This window comes from Thauera carbonicopians (assembly GCF_025699485.1).
Lineage (GTDB): Bacteria > Pseudomonadota > Gammaproteobacteria > Burkholderiales > Rhodocyclaceae > Thauera.
On sequence record NZ_JANUXN010000005.1, the window covers coordinates 93,748 to 113,260 of the forward strand.

Consider the following 19,513-nt stretch of genomic DNA (forward strand, 5'->3'; position numbering starts at 1 on the left):
AATGGCAAAAATACTCATCGTTGACGACGAAATCGGCATCCGCGAGCTCCTGTCGGAGATCCTGCGCGATGAGGGCTACGATATCCTGCTCGCCGAGAATGCCACGGTGGCGCGGGCGATGCGCAATGCCGGGCGGCCCGACATCGTGCTGCTCGACATCTGGATGCCGGATACCGATGGCATAACGCTGCTGAAGGAATGGGCGGCGAACGGCCAGCTCAACATGCCAGTGGTGATGATGTCGGGCCACGGCACCATCGACACCGCGGTCGAAGCGACGCGCATCGGCGCGATCGACTACCTGGAAAAGCCGATCGCGCTGCAGAAGCTGCTGGCGGCGGTCAAGCGCGGGCTGCAGCGTCCGCTCGCGCCCGGCGCGCCGGCGCCGCTGACGCTGGCCGCGTTCACCCGCTCGGTGCCGCTGCGCGAACTGCGCCGCCGCGTGGAACAGATCGCCAGCAGCTCGCGCCTGCTGCTGCTGCGGGTAGGCGCGGGCAGCCTCGCCGAACTGGTCGCGCGCAGCGTCAACGACGGCCGCGCGGCCTGGCTCGACCTCGCCGCGATCTCGGCGCCGCTCGACATCAGCCAGTTGCAGGCGACCCAGGGCGGCGTGCTGTTCGTCGGCGAGCTGGCACGGCTGTCGCGCGCGCAGCAGAAGAACCTGGCATTCGCCGTCGATCGGCTCGACCGCTACGACCTGCGCCTGGTGGCCGCCACCGACCGCAGTGCCGAGGCGCTGCTGGCCGAAGGCTGGGAAGAGGCGCTGGTGTCGCGGCTGTTCGAAGTCAGCCTGGCACCGCCGTCGATCGCCGACGTGCGCGACGACCTGCCCGAGCTCGCCAGCCAGATCCTGCTGCACCTGGTCGAAGGCGGCGAAGTGCCGCTGCGCAGCTTCTCGACGGCGGCGCTCAACCAGATGCGCAACCTGCAGTGGCCGGGCGGCTATGCCGAGCTGCGCGCCGCGGTGAAGTCGCTGGCGCTCGGCACGCTGGAAGAAGAGATCGGTGCCGGCGACGTGCGCCGCCTGCTGCCGCCCGATGCCGCGGCCAGCTCGATCGGGGTGTCCTTCGACCAGCCGCTGCGCGAGGCGCGCGAGGCCTTCGAGCGGCTGTATTTCGAGCACCACCTGCGGCTGGAGGCCGGCAACATGACGCGCCTGGCCGAGAAGACCGGGCTGGAACGCACCCACCTCTACCGCAAGCTCAAGCAGCTCGGCCTGCAGGCGGGTCGCCGGCACGAGGAGAACTGAGCCGCCGGCGGATATTGCGCTGCAGCAGCCCTGTTCCGCGATTGTGCAGGGCAGCGTAGAATCTTCGCCGATACGTCCTGCGGAAGCGTGCGGTGAAGATCATCATTCTCGGTGCCGGCCAGGTCGGCGCCTCGGTGGCGGAAAACCTGGCTTCCGAAGCCAACGACATCACCCTCGTCGACACCAGCCCCGACAGCCTCGGGGTGCTGCGCGACCGGCTCGAAGTGCGCACCGTTTGCGGCAATGCAGCATCGCCCAGGGTGCTGCGCGAAGCCGGCGCCGACGATGCCGACCTGCTGATCGCCGTCACCCAGTCCGACCAGACCAATCTGTGCGCCTGTCGCATCGCCAAGGCGCTGTTCAACCTGCCGACGCGCATCGCACGGCTGCGCTCGACCGATTACGTCGACCACCCCGAGCTGCTCGACGAGGACAATTTCGCCGTCGATTTCTCGATCTGCCCCGAGCAGGTCGTCACCGACTACATCGAGCGCCTGATCGCCTTTCCTGAGGCATTGCAGGTGCTGGAATTCGCCGGCGGCGTGCTCAGCCTGATCTGCGTGCGCGCCTTCGAAGGCGGACCGCTGGTGGGGCACCCGCTGAAGGCGCTCAAGTTCCACCTGCCCAACGTCGAAGTCCGCATCGCCGCGATCTACCGCAACGGCGTGCCGATCATCCCCCAGGGCGACACCGTCATCGTGCGGGACGACGAAGTCTTCTGCCTCGCCGCCACCGTGCATGTGCGCCAGGTGATGCGCGAGCTGCGCCGTTCGGACAAGCCGATGCGCCGGATCATCATCGCCGGCGGCGGCAACATCGGCTTCCGCCTGGCGCAGTCGATCGAGGAGAACTACCACGTCAAGATCATCGAGACGCGGCAGGAGCGCGCCGAGCTGCTGGCCAGCCAGTTGTCGCGCGCGCTGGTGCTGCGCGGCGACTCGACCGACGAGAAGCTGCTCGAGAACGAAGGCATCGACGAGACCGACCTGTTCGTCGCCCTGACCAACGACGAGGAAGACAACATCATGTCGGCCTCGCTCGCCAAGCGCATGGGCGCGCGCCGCACGCTGGCGCTGATCAACCGCAGGAGCTACGTCGACCTGGTGCAGGGCGGGCCGATCGACATCGCCATCTCGCCCGCCCACACCTCGATCGGCACCCTGCTCGCGCACGTGCGCCGCGGCGACGTGGTGGCGGTGCATAGCCTGCGGCGCGGCGCTGCCGAGGCACTGGAGATCATCGCCCACGGCAATCGCAAGGACTCCAAGGTGGTGGGACGGCCGATCGAGGAGATTCCCTTCCCCAAGGGCGCGACCATCGGCGCCATCGTGCGCGACATCAAGCGCGACGACGGCCGCCTGCTGCGGCGCGAGGTGATCATGCCGCACCACGACACCGTGATCGAGGAAAACGACCACGTCATCGTGTTCTGTACCCACAAGAACCTGGTGCGCAAGGTCGAGAAGTTCTTCCAGGTCGGTTTCCACTTCCTCTGATACGGGTATCCCGAATGCGCGCCTACCGTCCCGCGCTGAACGCGCTCGGCCTGATCATCATGATCTTCGGCCTGCTGATGGGCTTCCCGCTCGGCGTTTCGCTGTGGCTCGACGACGGCGCGGCGCTGGCCTACGACAAGGCGGTCCTGGTCACCGTCGCCGCCGGGCTGGCGCTGTGGCTGGCCACCCGCGGCGTGCGGCGCGACCTGCGGGTGCATGACGGCTTCTTCCTCGTCGTCGCCACCTGGGCCATCCTGCCGCTGTTCGGCTCGCTGCCGCTGATGGGCCACATGCCGGCGCTGGGTTTCACCGACGCCTATTTCGAGGCGGTGTCCGGCCTCACCGCCACCGGCGCGACCGTGCTGTCCGGCGTCGACGACCTGCCGATCTCGATCAACGTCTGGCGTACCCAGATGCACTGGATCGGCGGCATGGGCATCATCGTGCTGGTGGTGGCGATCCTGCCGCTGCTCGGCATCGGCGGCCGCCAGGTCTACAAGGCCGAAGTGCCGACGCCGATGAAGGATTCCAGCCTCACGCCGCGCATCACCGAGACCGCCAAGGGATTGTGGCTGACCTACATGCTGCTGACAGTCGCCTGCGGCTTCAGCCTGTGGGGGGCGGGCATGGGCGGTTGGGATGCGCTGATCCACGCCTTCTCGATCACCGGCCTGGGCGGCTTCTCGAGCAAGGACGCCTCGCTCGGCCATTTCGCCAATCTGAACGTCGAGCTGGTGGCGATGCTGTTCGCGCTGCTGGCCGGCCTCAACTACGCCACCCACTACCTCGCCCTGGTGCGCACCTCGCTGCGGCCCTATTCGCGCGACCCGGAGATCCCGTTCTACTTCGGCGTGCTGGTTTTCAGCATCGTCATGCTGACGATCTATCTGCTAGTCTGGCAGAGCCAAGGGGACCCGCTCTACACCCTGCGCAGCGTCGCCTTCCACGTGGTGTCGATCTCGACTTCGCTCGGCCTGGTCATCGAGGACTATTCCGGCTGGCCGATGTTCGCCCAGATCTGGCTGCTGTTCCTCGGCAGCTTCATCGCCTGTTCCGGCTCGACCGGCGGCGGCATCAAGATGATGCGGGCGATCATCCTGTACAAGCAGGTGCTGCGCGAAATCGTGCGCTCGCTGCATCCCAACGCGGTGCAGCCGGTGCGCATCGGCAAGCAGTCGGTGCCCGACAACATCCTGCACGCCATTCTCGGCTTCAGCTTCACCTACATGGTGTCGATCACCTGCCTGACGCTGATCCTCTCCGCCACCGGGCTGGAACTGCTGACCGCCTTCTCGGCCGTGGTCGCCTGCCTGAACAACACCGGTCCCGGCCTGGCAGGGGTCGGACCGGGCGGCAACTACCAGGTCCTGTCGATGTTCCACAAGTGGGTGCTGGCGTTCACGATGATCCTCGGCCGGCTCGAGATATTCACCGTGCTGGTGGTACTGACGCCGGCTTTCTGGCGGCGCTGAGGCGATTCCGGGCCTGTTTGACGCGCAACAAGCCCATCCGGGCGGTCGACGGGCGATAATCGCGGCTTGTGCCCGAACGAACGCCATAAGGACTCGACGTGAGCCGTCTCAAGAACGACACTTTCCTGCGCGCCCTGCTGCGCCAGCCCACCGAATACACTCCCGTCTGGCTGATGCGCCAGGCCGGCCGCTACCTGCCGGAGTACTGCGAGACGCGCAAGCGCGCCGGCAGCTTCCTGCAGCTGTGCAAGAGCCCGGCGATGGCCTGCGAAGTCACGCTGCAGCCGCTGGCCCGCTACGATCTCGACGCCGCGATCCTGTTCTCCGACATCCTCACCGTGCCGGACGCGATGGGCCTCGGCCTGTACTTCGCCGAAGGCGAGGGGCCGCGCTTCGAGCGCCCGCTGAAGGACGAATGGGAGATCCGCAACCTCAGCGCGCCCGATCCGCATGCCGAGCTGCAATACGTCATGGACGCGGTCAGCGAGATCCGCCGCGCGCTCGACGGCAGCGTGCCGCTGATCGGCTTCTCCGGCAGCCCGTGGACGCTGGCCTGCTACATGGTCGAAGGCGGTTCGTCGAGCGACTACCGCAAGGTCAAGAGCCTGGCCTACAACCGCCCCGACCTGATGCACCACATCCTCGACGTCACCGCGCAGGCGGTGGTGAAGTATCTGAATGCCCAGATCGAGGCGGGTGCCCAGGCGGTGATGGTGTTCGACTCCTGGGGCGGCGTGCTGTCCGAAGCGGCCTACCGCGAATTCTCGCTGCGCTACCTGGAGCAGGTGGTGTCCGGCCTGATCCGCGAGCGCGACGGCCAGCGCGTGCCCAGCATCGTGTTCACCAAGGGTGGCGGCCTGTGGCTGGAGTCCATCGCCGCGATCGGCTCCGACGCGGTCGGCCTGGACTGGACCATGGACATCGGCCGCGCCCGCCAACTGGTGGGCGACAAGGTCGCGCTGCAGGGCAATCTCGACCCCAACGTGCTGTTCGCCCCGCCCGAGACCGTGGCCGCTGAAACCCGCCGCGTGCTGGATTCCTTCGGCAATCATCCGGGCCACGTCTTCAACCTCGGCCACGGCATCTCGCAGTTCTCCCCGCCCGACAACGTCACGGTGCTGGTCGATACCGTGCACGAACACAGCCGCAAGCTGCGCGCGCAGGGCTGATCGAAGGCCCTATCCGGCGATGCCGCGGCGGCCGCTTTCCGGAAGGCCGCCGCCGCGTGCTGTCAAGCACTAAATCAGCATCCGGAGGCTTGACTTATACACATCGCCTCGTTCCGCCGGACGAATGAGCATCAGATTTCGGTTTTATTCTGCTGTTTTCATAAGCAATTGAAAACAAAGAAAATTTGAAAAGCACAATGTTAAGGCAATGTGACGGAAAGCCTGATCTGGCGCCGGTTTGAGGCCGATTCACCCATCTTTCCCACAAACTTATCCACAGGTTTTGTGGACAAGCGCAAGGCTGGTTTTCCCGCCAATGGCTTGCCCGGCATTTTCGTGGTTCATTCTCACGAACCATGCTCAAGCCACTGAAGCACAACGATTTTTCGGATCATCACTGCTGTCGCATGCCCATCGTCCGTGTCGCCCTGCCGGTTCCGCTGCCGCAAGTGTTTGATTATCTTGCCCCGGACGCATCCGAAGCCGACATCGGGCGCTGCGTCAAGGTGCCGTTCGGGCGTGGCGAACGCAACGGCCTGATCGTTGCTTTGGTGACCGAGGCCGACGTCGACCCGGCGCGGCTCAAGGCCGTGCACCACATCCAGCGCGACGTGCCGCCGCTGCCGCCGGACTGGCTGGAGCTGGTCGCTTTCGTCGCCCGCTACTACCATGCGCCGATCGGCGAAGTCGTCGCCCTCGCGCTGCCGCCCGGCCTGCGCCGTGCCGACGGCGTTTGCGGCGACGAAGACGATCCCCTGCTCGACATCGGTCCTGCCGGCACCGAAGCCCTGCAGGCCGGCCGACGCCCGAGCAAGGCGCTTGCCCTGCTGCAGGCACTGGCGCAGGACACGCCGCCGTGGCGGCGGAGCGTGGTGCGCGAGCGGGAGGGTGGCGAAGCGGTCGGCGACCTGCTGCGCCGCGGCTGGCTGGCCGAGGCCGCGCTCGATACCCCGAGCCGTGCCGCGTCCGGCGCCCTGCCGGAGCTGACCACGGAACAGCACGGCACGGTGAAGGCCATCCTGGACGCCGGCGAGGGCTTCCGCAGCTGGCTGCTGCACGGCGTCACCGGCAGCGGCAAGACCGAGGTCTATCTGCGCCTGGCGGCCCACATGCTGGCGCAGGGCCGGCAGGTGCTGATGCTGGTGCCCGAGATCGCGCTGACGCCGCAGCTCGAACAGCGCGTCGCCCAGCGCTTTGCCGCGGCGCGGATCGTCAGCCTGCATTCCGGCCTGGCCGACGGCGCGCGCTCGCGCGGCTTCGTCCAGGCCCTGAGCGGCCACGCCGACATCGTGCTCGGCACCCGGCTCGCGGTGTTCGCGCCGCTGCCGCGGCTGGGCCTGATCCTGGTCGATGAGGAACACGACGCCTCCTACAAGCAGCAGGAAGGTGTGCGTTATTCGGCACGCGACGTCGCCGTGTGGCGCGCCCGCCAGCGCGGTGTGCCGGTGGTGCTGGGTTCGGCCACGCCATCGCTGGAAACCTGGTACCACGCCCGCAGCGAACGCTACGCGCTGCAGGTGCTGAAGCAGCGCGCGGTGGCGGCCACGATGCCGGCGGTGCGCTGCATCGACGTGCGCCGGCTGAAGCTGGACGAAGGGCTCAGCCCCGGCCTGCAGGCGGCGATCGCGCAGCGGCTGGAACGCGGCGAGCAGAGCCTGGTGTTCCTCAACCGCCGCGGCTACGCGCCGGTACTGTCCTGCCCGTCCTGCGGCTGGGTCAGCCGCTGCCCGCACTGCTCGGCTAACCTCGTCGTCCACCTCGCCGACCGCCGCCTGCGCTGCCACCACTGCGGCTGCGAGGGCGGCATCCCGCACGCCTGCCCGAGCTGCGGCGACCAGGACATCAAGCCCTTCGGCCGTGGCACGCAGCGCATCGAAGCGCGCCTGGCCGAGCTGTATCCGCAGGCGCGGGTGCTGCGGGTCGATCGCGATGCCGCGCGCACGCGCAAGCAATGGGAAGCGCTGCTCGACACCATCGCCGCAGGCGGCGCCGACATCCTGGTCGGCACGCAGATGATGGCGAAGGGGCACGACTTCCCGAACCTGACCCTGGTCGGCGTCATCGGCGCCGACGCTTCGCTGCACGCCGCCGATTTCCGCGCCCCCGAACGCCTGTTCCAGCAGCTGATGCAGGTCGGCGGCCGCGCCGGGCGGGGCGCGCTGCCCGGCGAAGTACTGATCCAGACCGAATACCCGGAGCATCCGCTCTACCAGCAGCTCGCCCGCCACGACTTCGACGCCTTCGCCCGCATGGAACTGCAGGCGCGCCGCAGCGCCGGTTTCCCGCCCTTCAGCCACCAGGCCATGCTGCGCGCCGATGCGCCGGCGCTGGACGACGCCGTCGAGTTCCTCAGCCACGCCCGCCGCCTGGCCGTCGAGCGCGCCCCGGCCGGACTGCGCATCTACGACCCGGTGCCGATGCGCATGACGCGGCTGGCACGGCGTGAGCGTGCCCAGCTACTGGTCGAGGCTGACCAGCGTGGCCTGCTGCAAGCTTTCCTGGCCGACTGGATGGCGTTGCTCTACCGCCAGCGCACCGCGCGCGAGCTGCGTTGGCATCTGGATGTGGATCCCTTCGATCTGTAGTCCTACACGGCGATACAGGAAAAAACTCTCCGGACAAATGCGCCGGCGGGGCGGACGCTAGGATACGCGCCTCATCCCGCCGGGATGCCTCTGGAGAAACGCCTCATGAAAGCCGTCCACTTGCTTCCTCTGTTGTTTGCCGGGCTGTGCTCCCTGGCCCACGCCCAGTCCGAGCCCCGTGGCGAGCGCCCGCCAGGCGACGGCCCGCGCGGCATTGCCCGTTTCGACACCAACGGCGACGGCGTGCTGGTCAAGGAAGAACTGAAGGACAATCCGCGCCTGCTCGAGCGCTTCGACACGCTCGACGTCAACCAGGACGGCAAGCTGACCGAGGACGAGATGCGCGCCGGCATGCGTCCGCGCAACGGGCAGGGGCCGCAGGACTGACTTTCGCGATGCGGCGGGATGGGTGGCCTAATGCGGTTCGTCCGCTGCCCATCCGCCACCGAGCGCAGCGACCAACTGCACGCTGGCCTGCAGCCTGTCGCGGGTGATGTCGAGAGCGTTGCGGCGGGCGGCGAGGGTGCCGTTCTGCGCCACCACGACTTCGAGGAAGGACACCTGGCCGGCGCGGTAGCGGTTGGTCACCAGGCGCTCGTTTTCCTCGGCCAGTTCCACCACGCGGGCCTGCTGGGCAGCGCGGGCTTCGAGCGAGCGCAGGCTGGCGAAGGCGTCCTCGGTTTCCTGCAGCGCGGCCAGCACCGCTTCGCGCCAGGCTTCGGCGGCGGCTTCGTGGGCGGCGCGGGCGTCGTCCAGCGTCGCCGCGCGGGCGCCGCCGTCGAACAGCGTCGCGGCCAGCGTGGGGCCGAGCGCCCAGACCCGGTTGGGTGCCTCGAACCAGTTGGCGAAGGAGCCGGAGCGGTAGCCGCCGGACAGGCCCAGGGTCAGGTCGGGCAGCCAGGCCGCCTGGGCGACGCCGATGCGGGCGTTGGCCGCTGCGACGCGGCGCTCGGCCACCACCAGGTCGGGGCGGCGGGCGAGCAGTTCGCCCGGCAGTGCCGACGGCACGGCGGGCAGCGCCAGCAGGCTGCCATTGGCTTCGATGCCGAAGCTGGAAGGCGGCTGGCCGGCGAGCACCGCGATGGCGTTCTCGGCCATCGCGCGCTGGTCGACGAGTTCGAGCAACTGGGCGCGCACGCCTTCGAGCTGGTTTTCGGCCTGCACCACGTCGGCACGCGCGATCATGCCGGCCTCGTACTGGTTCTGCGTGAGCTGCAGCGAGCGGGTGTAGGCGGCCTCGGTCTGCAGCAGCAGCTCGCGCTGCAGGTCGAGCACGCGCAGGCGGATGTAGGACTGCGCCAGGCTGGCCTGCAGCGACAGCCGCAGCGCGGCCAGGTCGGCGGCCGAGCCGGCCAGTTCGGCTTCGCCGGCTTCGACCGCGCGCCGCACCCGTCCCCACAGGTCGGGAATCCAGCTCACCGATAGGCCGCCGTCGTAGCTGTTGGCTACGCCGTCGGCCGTGCCGCTGCGCCGGCCCGAGAGCTCGGCGCCCACCGTCGGCGAAAAGCCGGCGCGGGCGCCGCGCAGGGCGGCTTCGGCCTGGCGCAGGCGGGCGGCGGCCTGCGCCATTCCCGGATTGGCGGCTTCCAGCTCGGCGATCAGGGCGTCCAGCGTGTTGTCGCCGTAGGCTTTCCACCAGTTGCCGTCTTCGAGCAGCGGAGTCCGCACCGTCTGCCAGCCGGCGTCGTGCTTGAAGGTCTGCGGCATTGCGGGCAGTTCCGGCGCACGGTAGTCGGGCCCGACTGCGCAGCCGGTCAGGACGAAGGCGGCGGCGAGGGAGCAGAGCGTGGTCAGGCGCATGGTGGGAAAGGCGGAGGAAGGGATGAGAGGTCCGGGGCAGCGACGGCGAAACGCCCGCTCCCCCTGGCCGGGCATCCCCGGTTGGGTGTCCGGCCAGGGAAGAGGCGGCGGCTGGAGAGGGAAAGGCTGCTGTTCTTCATGGCGTTACCGCCCCGACCGCGCCGCGCTTGCGCAGCACGCGCAGCCGCAGGTGGTCGAGGCCGAGATAGACCACCGGGGTGGTGTAGAGCGTCAGCAACTGGCTGACCGCCAGGCCGCCGACGATGGCGATGCCGAGCGGCTGGCGCAGCTCCGAGCCTTCGCCGACGCCGAGCAGCAGCGGCAGGGCGCCGAGCAGGGCGGCGAGGTTGGTCATCAGGATGGGGCGCAGGCGCAGCAGCGCGGCGCGCTCGATCGAGGCGCGCGGCGACAGGCCGAGCCGGCGTTCGCCGTCGATGGCGAAGTCGATCATCAGGATGGCGTTCTTCATCACCACGCCGATCAGCAGGAACAGGCCGAGCAGCGCGATCAGGCTGAACTCGGTGCCCGACAGCATCAGCGCCAGCAGCGCGCCGATGCCGGCAGAGGGCAGCGTGGACAGGATCGTCAGCGGATGCAGCGTGCTTTCGTACAGGATGCCGAGGACGAAATACACCGTCACCAGCACCGCCAGGATCAGCAGCGGCTGCGACTGGCTGGTCTGGCCCAGGGTCTGGGCCGAGCCGCCGTGGCGGACGAACAGCGCGGACGGCATCATCAGCTTCGTGACGGCTTCGTCGATCGCCTGCATCGCCTGTTCCGGGCCGACGCCGGGCGCCAGCGCGTAGTCGACGCCTTCGACGGCGTACTGCTCCTTGTGCGACACGCGGTCGTTGCTGAGGCTGTGGCGGTAGCGGGTGAAGGCCGACAGCGGCACGCGCTGGCCGTCGGCGGTGACCACCTGCAGCTCGTCGAGCACGCCGGCGTGCTCGGTGTAGCGCGGGTCGAGCTCCATCACCACGCGGTACTGGTTGAGGCTGTCGTAGAGCGTCGCCACCTGGCGCTGCGAGAAGGAGTTGTTGAGCACCGAGCCGATCATGCGCATGTCCACGCCCAGGCGCTGGGCGGCCTCGCGGTCGACGTCGATGTTCAACTGCTGCGTGCCTTCGTCGCGGTAGCCGTTGACGTCGACCAGTTCGGGCAGGTCTTCCATCGCCCGCGTCAGGCGCGCCGCCCAGTGCTTCAGCATCTCGGTCTCGGGCGACATCAGCAGCACGGTGTAGTCGCTGGTGTTGAAGGGCGGGTTGAGCTGGATGTCCTGGTCGACGTGCATGAACAGCATACCGCCCGGCACCTTGGGCGCGCTGGCGCGCAGGCGGTCGATGACCTCGCGGGCGCTGGCGTCGCGCTCGGCGCGCGGCTTGAGCTTGACCATCAGCCAGGAGTTGCTGATGCCGCCGGTGCCGCCGCTGGTGCCGACGACGTCCTCGACCGCCGGGTCGGACAGGATGTGCTTGCGGTAGACGTCGATCTTGGGCTGCATCAACTGGAAGGAGAAGCCGTCGTCGCCGCGCACCATGCCGCGCAGTTGGCCGGTGTCCTGCTCCGGCAGCGTGCCCTTGGGAATGGCGATGTACAGATACACGTTGCAGGCGATCACCGCGGCCAGCAGCAGCAGCACGATGACGCCGTGGCGCAGCGCCCAGCCCAGGCTGGCCGCGTAGCCGCGCTGCAGCGCGGCCGACAGGCGGCTGCCGAGAGCCGCCAGGCGTCCGCCGCCGCGTTCCTCGCGCGGCCGCAGCAGATGGGCGCACAGGCTGGGCGTCAGCGTCAGTGACACCGCCAGCGACACCAGGATCGCGGCGGCGAGGGTGACGACGAACTCGCGGAACAGGCGCTCGAGCACGCCGCCCATGAACAGCACCGACAGGAACACCACCACCAGCGAGACGTTCATCGCCAGCAGCGTGAAACCGACTTCGCCCGCGCCTTTCAGCGCCGCGCGGTAGGGACGCATGCCGTCGGCGATGTGGCGCTCGATGTTCTCCAGCACGACGATGGCGTCGTCCACCACCAGGCCGGCGGCGACGATCAGCGCCATCAGCGACAGGTTGTTGAGCGAGAAGCCGTAGAAATACATCACGACGAAGGCGCCGATCAGCGACACCGGCACCGCCAGGCTCGGGATCAGCGCGGCGCGGCCGTCGCCGAGGAAGGTCCACACCACCGCGATCACCAGCCCGGCGGCGATCAGCAGCGTGAACTGCGCTTCGGCCAGCGTGGCGCGGATGCCGGGGCTGCGATCGACCACCACCCGCATCGTCGTGTCGGCCGGCAGCAGCGCCTGCAGCATCGGCATCTGTGCGCGAATGGTGTCCACCGTGGCGACGATGTTGGCGTCGGGCTGGCGATAGACCTGCAGCAGCACCGCCGGGTCGTGGTTGTGGAAGCCACTGCTGTAGCGGTTCTCGGTGCTGTCGCTGACGGCGGCGACGTCGCCCAGCCGCACCACCGCGCCGTCGCGGTAGCGCACGATCAGTTCGCGGTAGTCGTCGGCGGTGCGCAGGCTCTCGCTGGTGCCGACGCGCCAGCGCAGCTCGCCCTCTTCGAGTACGCCGAGCGGCTCCAGCGCGTTGGCGGCGGAGATCGCCGTGCGGATGTCGTCGAGCGCGATGCCGTGATGGGCGAGCATGCCGGGATTGAGCTGCACCCGCACCGCCGGCAGCGCCGAGCCGCCGACGGCGACTTCGCCGACGCCTTCGATCTGGGCGATCTTCTGAGCCAGGATGGTCGCCGCCAGGTCGTACAGCCGGCCGGGCGACAGGCTGGGCGAGGACAGCGCGATCACCATCACCGGCGAGCGGGTCGAGTTGACCTTGCGGTAGCTGGGGTTGCCCGGCATTCCGGCCGGCAGCTGGCCGCGCACCGCGTTGATCGCCGCCTGCACGTCGCGCGCGGCGGCGTTGATGTCGCGGTCGAGGTCGAAGCGCAGCCGCACCCGGCTGGCGCCCTGGCTGCTCGACGAGGTGAGCTCGGTGACGCCGGCGATGCTGCCGAGCGCGCGTTCCAGCGGTGTCGCCACGTTCGCCGCCATGCTTTCCGGGCTGGCGCCGGGCAGGTTGGCGGTGACTTCGATCTGCGGGAATTCCACCTCGGGCAGCGGCGCCACCGGCAGCAGCCGGTAGGCGAGCAGGCCGCACAGCACCAGCGCGATCGCGAGCAGGCAGCTCGCCACCGGCCGGCGGATGAAGGTGCGCGCCAGGTTCATGCGCGCGCGTCCGCGGCCGCCGTGTCCGGCTCTGCCGCGCGCCCGCCGGTCAGGCGGTCGAAGAACAGATAGACCACCGGCGTGGTGAACAGCGTCAGCACCTGGCTGACCAGCAGGCCGCCGACCATGACGATGCCCAGCGGCTGGCGCAGCTCGGCACCCGAGCCGCCGGCCAGCATCAGCGGCAGCGCGCCGACCAGCGCTGCCAGCGTGGTCATCAGGATCGGGCGGAAGCGCAGCAGCGCGGCGCGGCGGATGGCATCGGGCGGCGCCATGCCGAGCTTGCGCTGCGCATCGAGGGCGAAGTCCACCATCATGATGCCGTTCTTCTTCACCAGGCCGATCAGCAGCACGATGCCGATCACCGCCACCAGGTCGAGCGGCCGGCCCGACAGGTGCAGCGCGGCGAGCGCGCCGACGGTCGCCGAAGGCAGCGTGGACAGGATGGTGATCGGGTGGATGGTGCTTTCGTACAGCACGCCGAGCACGATGTACATCGTCACCACCGCGGCCAGGATCAGCCACAAGGTATTGCCGAGCGAGGCGCGGAAGGCCTCGGCCGCGCCCTGGAAGCGCATTTCCACCGCCATCGGCAGGTCGATCTCGTCGCGTACGGCCTCGATCGCCGCCACCGCTTCGCCGAGCGAGGCGCCCGGCGCCAGGTTGAAGGACAGCGTTGCTGCCGGGAACTGGCCCTGGTGCGAGATTGCCAGCACCGCCGGCCGCAGCGAGATCCGCGCCACCGTCGACAGCGGCACCGGCCCGCCAGCGGTCGGGATGTAGGTGCGTTCCAGCGCCTCGGGGCCGACCGCATGGCGCGGATCGACTTCGAGCACGATGCGGTACTGGTTGGCGTGGGTGAACAGCGTGGCGATCTGGCGCTGGCCGTAGGCGGTGTGCAGCGCGCCGATCACCTGCGCGGCGCTGACGCCCAGCCGGGTCGCGGCGTCGCGGTCGATCTCGACCCGTGCCTGCACGCCGCCGCGCTGCAGGTCGGAAGCGACGTCGGCCAGTTCCGGGCGCTGGCGCAGTGCCGTCACCATGGCGTCGACCCAGGCCGCCAGTTCGTCCTCGTCCGGCGTGGATAGCGTGAACTGGTACTGGGTACGGCTGATGCGGTCCTCGATCGACAGCTCCTGCACCGGCTGCATCCAGGCTTCGATGCCTTCGACTGCGGCGAAGCGCTCCGCCAGCCGCTGCATGATCTCCGCCACGCCGTCGCGTTCGCCGTGCGGGTGCAGGTTGATCAGCATGCGCCCGCTGTTGAGCGTGGTGTTGCTGCCGTCGACGCCGATGAAGGAGGACAGGCTCTGCACCTGCGGATCGGTCATCGCCACCCGCGCCAGCGCCTGCTGGCGTTCGGCCATGGCGCTGAAGGACACGGTCTGCGGCGCCTCGGTGACGACCTGGATCACGCCGCTGTCCTGCACCGGGAAGAAGCCCTTGGGCACGGTGACGTAGAGCAGCGCGGTCAGCGCCAGCGTGCCGAGCGTGACCAGCAAGGTGGCGGTCTGGTGGTGCAGCACCCAGTCGAGCCATACCGCGTAGCGGTCGATGACGCGGTCGAGGAAGCCATTGCCGCCTTCCTCATGTCCTGCCGTGTCGCCGAGCATGCGCGCGCTCATCATCGGCGTCAGCGTCAGCGACACCACCAGCGAGATCATGATCGCCACCGCCAGGGTCACGGCGAACTCGTGGAACAGCCGGCCGACGACGTCGCCCATGAACAGCAGCGGGATCAGCACCGCGATCAGCGAGATCGTCAGCGACACCAGCGTGAAGCCGATTTCGGCGGCGCCCTTCAGCGCGGCCTGCATCGGCGAGGCGCCGGCCTCGCGGTGGCGGGCGATGTTCTCCAGCATCACGATGGCGTCGTCGACGACGAAGCCGGTGGCGATGGTCAGCGCCATCAGGCTGAGGTTGTTCACCGAGAAGCCGGCGAGATACATCACGCCGAAGGTGCCCACCAGCGACAGCGGCACCGCCACGCTGGGGATCAGCGTCGCGCTCCCGCGGCGCAGGAACATGAAGGTCACCAGCACCACCAGGCCGACGGCGAACACCAGCTCCTTCTGCACGTCGCGCACCGAGGCGCGGATGGACAGCGTGCGGTCGGTCAGCATCGCCACATCGACCGCCGCCGGCAGCGTCGCGGTGAGCTGGGGCAGCAGTTCGCGCACGCGGTCGGCCACTTCGATGACGTTGGCGCCCGGCTGGCGCTGGATGTTGACCAGCACCGCCGGTGCATCGACCGGTTCGGCGCAGGCGCCGTCTGCATCGCTGGCCTGGCAGTATCCGGCCCAGGCGGCGAGGAAGCGGTCTTCCGCACCCTGTTCGATGGTGGCGATGTCGCCCAGGCGTAGCGGTGCGCCGTTCGACCAGGTGACGATCAGGTTGCGGTATTCCTCGACCGACTTGATCTGGTCGTTGGCTTCGACCATGACGAAGCGGTGCGGGCCGTCCAGGCTGCCCTTGGGCTGGGTGGAGTTGGCCGCCACCAGCGTGGTCCGGATGTCCTCCATGCTCAGGCCGTGGGCGGCGAGCGCCTGCGGATTGACCTGCACTCGCAGCGCCGGACGCTGGCCGCCGGCCAGGCTGACCATGCCGACGCCCGGCAATTGCGCCAGCTTCTGCGCCATGCGGGTGTCGACCATATCGTACACTTCGGGCAGCGGCAGCGCCGCCGAGGACACGGCCAGCGTCACGATCGGCGCGTCGGCGGGATTGACCTTGCGGTAGATCGGCGGCGTCGGCAGGTCGCTGGGCAGCAGGTTGGCGGCGGTGTTGATCGCCGCCTGCACTTCCTGCTCGGCCACGCCCAGATCGACGCTGAGGCCGAACTGCAGGGTGATCGCCGAGGCGCCGCCGGAGCTGGTCGAACTCATCTGCTTGAGCCCCGGGATCTGCCCCAGGCGGCGTTCCAGCGGCGCGGTGATGGTGCGGGCCGTCACCTCGGGACTGGCGCCCGGGTGGAAGGTGAACACCTGGATGATCGGGTAATCGACCTGGGGCAGCGCCGCCACCGGCAGCAGCCGCCAGGACAGCAGGCCGGAGATGACGAGCGCGAGCATCAGCAGCGTGGTCGCCACCGGCCGCTCGATGAAGGGGCGGGAGATGTTCATCGCTGGAGCGTCGTTCAGCCGCCCGGGCGCGGGCCGCCGGAGCTAACGGCCGGTGCGCCTGCGGCCGGCGTCCCGGGGACTCCAACGCCAGCAGCGGGTGCGCTCGCTGGTCTCGTGCCCGCAGCCGGACCACCGGCTCCCGACGCGCCGGGCGCTCGTGCACCACCCTCCATGCTGCCGTCACTGTCGGCCAGGATCACGTTGCTGCCTTCGCGCAGGCGGTCCAGCCCTTCGAGCACGACCTGCTCGCCGCCTTCGAGGCCGTCTTCCACCACCACCTTGATACCGTCCGAGGCGCCCAGCGTCACCGGACGGATGCTGGCCTTGCCCTCGTTGATGACGTAGACGTAGCTGCCCCTGGAGCCGAACTGCACCGAATCGGCGGGGATCGTCACCGCATCCTTGATGCTGCGCACCGCGAGGCGGACATTGACGAACTGGTTCGGGAACAAGGCATCGTCGGTATTGGCGAACTCGGCTTTCAGCCGCACCGTGCCGGTGGTGGTGTCGATCTGGTTGTCGAAAGTGCGCAGCACGCCGCTGGCGACCGGCTTGCGGTCGTCGCGGTCCCAGGCTTCCACCTCCAGCGCATGGCCGCGCGCCATTTCCTCGCGCAGCGTCGCCAGGTCGCGCTCGGGCACGGTGAACATCACCGCGATCGGGCGGGTCTGGACGATGCTGACGATGCCCTCGCTGTCGCCGCTGGAAATCAGGTTGCCGGCATCGACCCGGCGCAGGCCGACGCGGCCTTCGATCGGCGCCTCGATGCGGGTCCAGCCGAGCTTCAGGCGGGCGTCGTCGACCTGGGCCTGGTTGGACTTCAGCGTGCCGCGCAATTGATTGACCATCGCTTCCTGGGCTTCGACCTGCTGGCGGGCGATCGAGTCCTGCTTGAACAGCAGGCGGTAGCGGGCGAGTTCGGTTTCGGCGTTCTTGAGCTGGGCCTGGTTCTGCTGCAACTGGCCTTCGGCCTGGGCGAGGCCGACGCGGTAGGGCGCGGGGTCGATCTCGGCCAGCAATGCTCCCTTGCGCACCCGGTCGCCTTCGTTGAAGGCCAGCCTGATCAACTCGCCATCCACGCGGCTGCGCACCGTGACGCTGGCCAGCGGCGTGACCGTGCCGATCGCACGCAAGCGCACATCCAGCTCTCCGCGTTCGGCTGGCACGGTCTTGACCGGCACCGGGCCACCCCAGCCCATCATCGGTCGTGGCGGCCCGGAGGGTGCAGATGTTTGCGCCGCGGGGCGCAGGAAGTACCAGGTGGCCGCGGCCGCCGCAACGACTGCGGCCAGCAGCAAGAGGCGTGATCGCCCCTTCGATGACGAAGTGGAAGGCATGGGTTCGGGAAAGCGCGTGCTGCGCGGCGGCGTTCCCGGAGCGAAACGCCGGAATTGCCTGAAATGAAATTGAAAAGGAGATTTAAGTGAGATTCGTTCTCAAGTATAAAAGGCGCAGCGAGTCCTCTCAAGCTGAACGGGGGCTTTGACGTGATGTTGCCGCTTAGATTCCCCGGAGATGTTTGGTTTTTTCCGTGTTCAGAGCGGTCAAGCGTTCATTTGGATGATTGCGGCGCTTGCACGATTGTCCGTAGAAGCAGCTTCAGGCCGGCCACAACCATGCCGCGCCGCGCACGCCCGAGGCGTCGCCGTGCCTGGCCGGCACCAGCCGTGTGGCGATGCAGTCGGAAAAGACATAGGGGACCCACAGCGCGGGGACATTCGTATACAGGCGTTCGATGCGTGACAAGCCGCCGCCGAGCACGATCACGTCCGGATCGAGCAGGTTGATCACCCCGGCCAGCGCACGCGCCAGGCGCTGTTCGTAGCGCCGCAAGGTGGCGTCGCAGTCCGGGTCATGATTCGCCGCGGCCACGATCGCGGCTGCATCGAGTCTGCTGCCGTGGTGCCGGGCATGGTCGGCGGCCATGCCGGGGCCGGACAGCCAGGTCTCGATGCAGCCGCGGCGGCCGCAATAGCAGGCGGGTAGCGGCAGTTCGTCGGTCGTGGGCAGCGGCAGCGGGTTGTGCCCCCATTCGCCGGCGACGCCATTCACACCATTCAGCAGCCCGCCGCGGACGACGATGCCGCCGCCCACGCCGGTACCGAGGATCACCGCGAACACCACTTCCGCACCAGCGCCGGCGCCATCGGCGGCCTCGGACATCGCCAGGCAGTTGGCATCGTTGGCGATGCGTACCGGACGGCCGAGCAGGGCTTCGAGGTCCTGCTGCAGCGCCTGGCCGTTCAGGCAGGTGGAATTGGCGTTGCGCATGCGGCCGCTGCGCGGCGAGGCCGAACCCGGCGTGCCGATGCCCACCGTGGCGCGCAGGCCGACGTGCGCCTCGGCTTCACTGACCAGATCGGCGATGGTCTGCAGTGTGGCGGGATAGTCGCCCTGCGGCGTCGGCACGCGGCGGCGAAAGCGTTCGCTGCCGCGCTCGTCGAGGGCGACGAGCTCGATCTTGGTGCCGCCCAGATCGATGCCGATGCGCATGGCGCGCGGCGCTCAGGCCAGCCGTTCGACCGCGCTGCGATACAGCTCCAGCGCTTCGTCGCGGCTGTTGGCGCTGAGGCCGAGGTTGTTCACCAGGCCGTTGTCCAGGCTGTAGCACCATGCGTGCACGGTCACGTTCTGGCCGCGCTGCCAGGCTTCGCGCAGCACCGAGGTCTGGCACACATTGACCACCTGGTGGATGGCATTGAGTTCGCACAGCCGGTCGAGCCGGGCATCGGCGTCGTCGATCTGCGCCAGGCGCTCGGTGTGGCGGTCGCGCACGTCCTGCACGTGGCGCAGCCAGTTGTCGGTGAGACCGGTGCGGTTGTCGTTGAGCGCAGCCTTGACGCCGCCGCAGCCGTAGTGGCCGACCACCAGGATGTGCTTCACGCGCAGCATCTCGACCGCGTAGTGGATCACCGACAGTGCGTTGAGATCGGTGTGGACGACGACGTTGGCGACGTTGCGATGGACGAAGACCTCGCCCGGCGCCAGGCCGATGATCTGGTTCGCCGGCACGCGGCTGTCGGAACAGCCGATCCACAGGTACTCGGGCGACTGCTGGGCGACGAGGCGGGAGAAGAACTCCGGGTCCTCCGCCTGCATGCGCTCGGACCAGGCCTTGTTGTTGGCGAAGAGGTGTTCGATGGAGTGAGACATGGAAATCCTGGAAACGCGCGTCCGCGCGACAGGCGTGATTGTGACGGACAGCCCGGGGGCGGAACAACTGCCGGAAGCCGGCTTGAAGCCGGCATCGAGCGACTCAAGGCAAACGGCATATCTGTATTGACTATGCGGGAGCACTTGATGATAATCGCAACCGATAATAACAATTAGTATTGTTTATGGATGGCTGGGTGGCATGCCCCGCTTCCAGTCCGAGGCTGTCCATGACTGTCGT

Annotated in this window: 13 protein-coding genes; 7 read left to right on the forward strand and 6 right to left on the reverse strand. The window is 68.7% G+C overall.

Features of this window, described 5'->3' with window-relative positions; all coding sequences use genetic code 11:
- The first annotated feature begins 1 nt into the window (after position 1).
- The 6 genes from NX068_RS09550 (at position 2) to NX068_RS09575 (ending at position 8,358) form a co-directional block, all read left to right on the forward strand.
- Entirely contained in the window at positions 2-1,249 is a 1,248-nt protein-coding gene (locus NX068_RS09550) for a sigma-54-dependent transcriptional regulator (protein WP_263461041.1), read from the forward strand.
- A gap of 92 nt (positions 1,250-1,341) precedes the next feature.
- Positions 1,342-2,745 (forward strand): Trk system potassium transporter TrkA, encoded by a 1,404-nt coding sequence (trkA, locus tag NX068_RS09555; RefSeq protein ID WP_263461042.1) that lies wholly within the window; start codon positions 1,342-1,344, stop codon positions 2,743-2,745.
- 14 nt (positions 2,746-2,759) lie between these two features.
- Positions 2,760-4,217 (forward strand): TrkH family potassium uptake protein, encoded by a 1,458-nt coding sequence (locus tag NX068_RS09560; protein WP_263461043.1) that lies wholly within the window; start codon positions 2,760-2,762, stop codon positions 4,215-4,217.
- Between the two features lie 98 nt (positions 4,218-4,315).
- Positions 4,316-5,386, forward strand: coding sequence for a uroporphyrinogen decarboxylase (gene hemE / locus NX068_RS09565; protein WP_263461044.1), 1,071 nt, complete (start codon positions 4,316-4,318; stop codon positions 5,384-5,386).
- A 407-nt stretch (positions 5,387-5,793) separates the two neighbouring features.
- Positions 5,794-7,971 carry a primosomal protein N' gene (locus tag NX068_RS09570; protein WP_263461045.1) on the forward strand — a complete coding sequence of 726 codons (2,178 nt, stop codon included), beginning with the start codon at positions 5,794-5,796 and terminating at the stop codon, positions 7,969-7,971.
- 105 nt (positions 7,972-8,076) lie between these two features.
- A complete protein-coding gene (locus tag NX068_RS09575; RefSeq protein ID WP_263461046.1) occupies positions 8,077-8,358 on the forward strand; it encodes an EF-hand domain-containing protein in 282 nt (93 codons plus the stop codon).
- Positions 8,359-8,385: 27 nt separating this feature from the next.
- Here the strand turns inward: NX068_RS09575 and NX068_RS09580 are convergent, their stop codons facing one another.
- The 6 genes from NX068_RS09580 to can all read right to left on the reverse strand — a co-directional run bounded on the left by NX068_RS09580 (position 8,386) and on the right by can (position 19,272).
- Positions 8,386-9,771, reverse strand: a complete 1,386-nt coding sequence (locus tag NX068_RS09580; RefSeq protein ID WP_263461047.1) for an efflux transporter outer membrane subunit — start codon at positions 9,769-9,771, stop codon at positions 8,386-8,388.
- A gap of 136 nt (positions 9,772-9,907) precedes the next feature.
- The gene (locus NX068_RS09585) at positions 9,908-12,997 is read right to left on the reverse strand and encodes an efflux RND transporter permease subunit (protein WP_263461048.1); all 3,090 of its coding nucleotides are present in this window, start codon (positions 12,995-12,997) and stop codon (positions 9,908-9,910) included.
- A complete protein-coding gene (locus NX068_RS09590) occupies positions 12,994-16,119 on the reverse strand; it encodes an efflux RND transporter permease subunit (RefSeq protein WP_263461049.1) in 3,126 nt (1,041 codons plus the stop codon). Before NX068_RS09590 ends, NX068_RS09585 begins: the two co-directional genes overlap by 4 nt.
- A 14-nt stretch (positions 16,120-16,133) precedes the next feature.
- A complete protein-coding gene (locus NX068_RS09595) occupies positions 16,134-17,456 on the reverse strand; it encodes an MdtA/MuxA family multidrug efflux RND transporter periplasmic adaptor subunit (RefSeq protein WP_263461050.1) in 1,323 nt (440 codons plus the stop codon).
- Between the two features lie 262 nt (positions 17,457-17,718).
- On the reverse strand, positions 17,719-18,612 hold the full coding sequence (locus NX068_RS09600; protein ID WP_263461051.1) for an ROK family protein: 894 nt from the start codon (positions 18,610-18,612) through the stop codon (positions 17,719-17,721).
- Between the two features lie 12 nt (positions 18,613-18,624).
- On the reverse strand, positions 18,625-19,272 hold the full coding sequence (gene can, locus NX068_RS09605; RefSeq protein WP_263461052.1) for a carbonate dehydratase: 648 nt from the start codon (positions 19,270-19,272) through the stop codon (positions 18,625-18,627).
- Here can and NX068_RS09610 point away from each other — a divergent pair.
- On the forward strand, positions 19,271-19,402 hold the full coding sequence (locus tag NX068_RS09610; RefSeq protein ID WP_263461053.1) for a hypothetical protein: 132 nt from the start codon (positions 19,271-19,273) through the stop codon (positions 19,400-19,402). The genes can and NX068_RS09610 overlap by 2 nt on opposite strands.
- Positions 19,403-19,513: the final 111 nt, after the last annotated feature.

Bases quoted from the DNA above. Each gene is read 5' to 3' on its own strand.
- NX068_RS09550 (WP_263461041.1), top strand. From the start codon at position 2: ATGGCAAAAATACTCATCGTTGACGACGAAATCGGCATCCGCGAGCTC.
- NX068_RS09560 (WP_263461043.1), top strand. From the start codon at position 2,760: ATGCGCGCCTACCGTCCCGCGCTGAACGCGCTCGGCCTGATCATCATG.
- NX068_RS09570 (WP_263461045.1), top strand. From the start codon at position 5,794: ATGCCCATCGTCCGTGTCGCCCTGCCGGTTCCGCTGCCGCAAGTGTTT.
- NX068_RS09575 (WP_263461046.1), top strand. From the start codon at position 8,077: ATGAAAGCCGTCCACTTGCTTCCTCTGTTGTTTGCCGGGCTGTGCTCC.
- NX068_RS09580 (WP_263461047.1), bottom strand. From the start codon at position 9,771: ATGCGCCTGACCACGCTCTGCTCCCTCGCCGCCGCCTTCGTCCTGACC.
- NX068_RS09585 (WP_263461048.1), bottom strand. From the start codon at position 12,997: ATGAACCTGGCGCGCACCTTCATCCGCCGGCCGGTGGCGAGCTGCCTG.
- NX068_RS09590 (WP_263461049.1), bottom strand. From the start codon at position 16,119: ATGAACATCTCCCGCCCCTTCATCGAGCGGCCGGTGGCGACCACGCTG.
- NX068_RS09595 (WP_263461050.1), bottom strand. From the start codon at position 17,456: ATGCCTTCCACTTCGTCATCGAAGGGGCGATCACGCCTCTTGCTGCTG.
- NX068_RS09600 (WP_263461051.1), bottom strand. From the start codon at position 18,612: ATGCGCATCGGCATCGATCTGGGCGGCACCAAGATCGAGCTCGTCGCC.
- NX068_RS09610 (WP_263461053.1), top strand. From the start codon at position 19,271: ATGGAAATCCTGGAAACGCGCGTCCGCGCGACAGGCGTGATTGTGACG.
- can (WP_263461052.1), bottom strand. From the start codon at position 19,272: ATGTCTCACTCCATCGAACACCTCTTCGCCAACAACAAGGCCTGGTCC.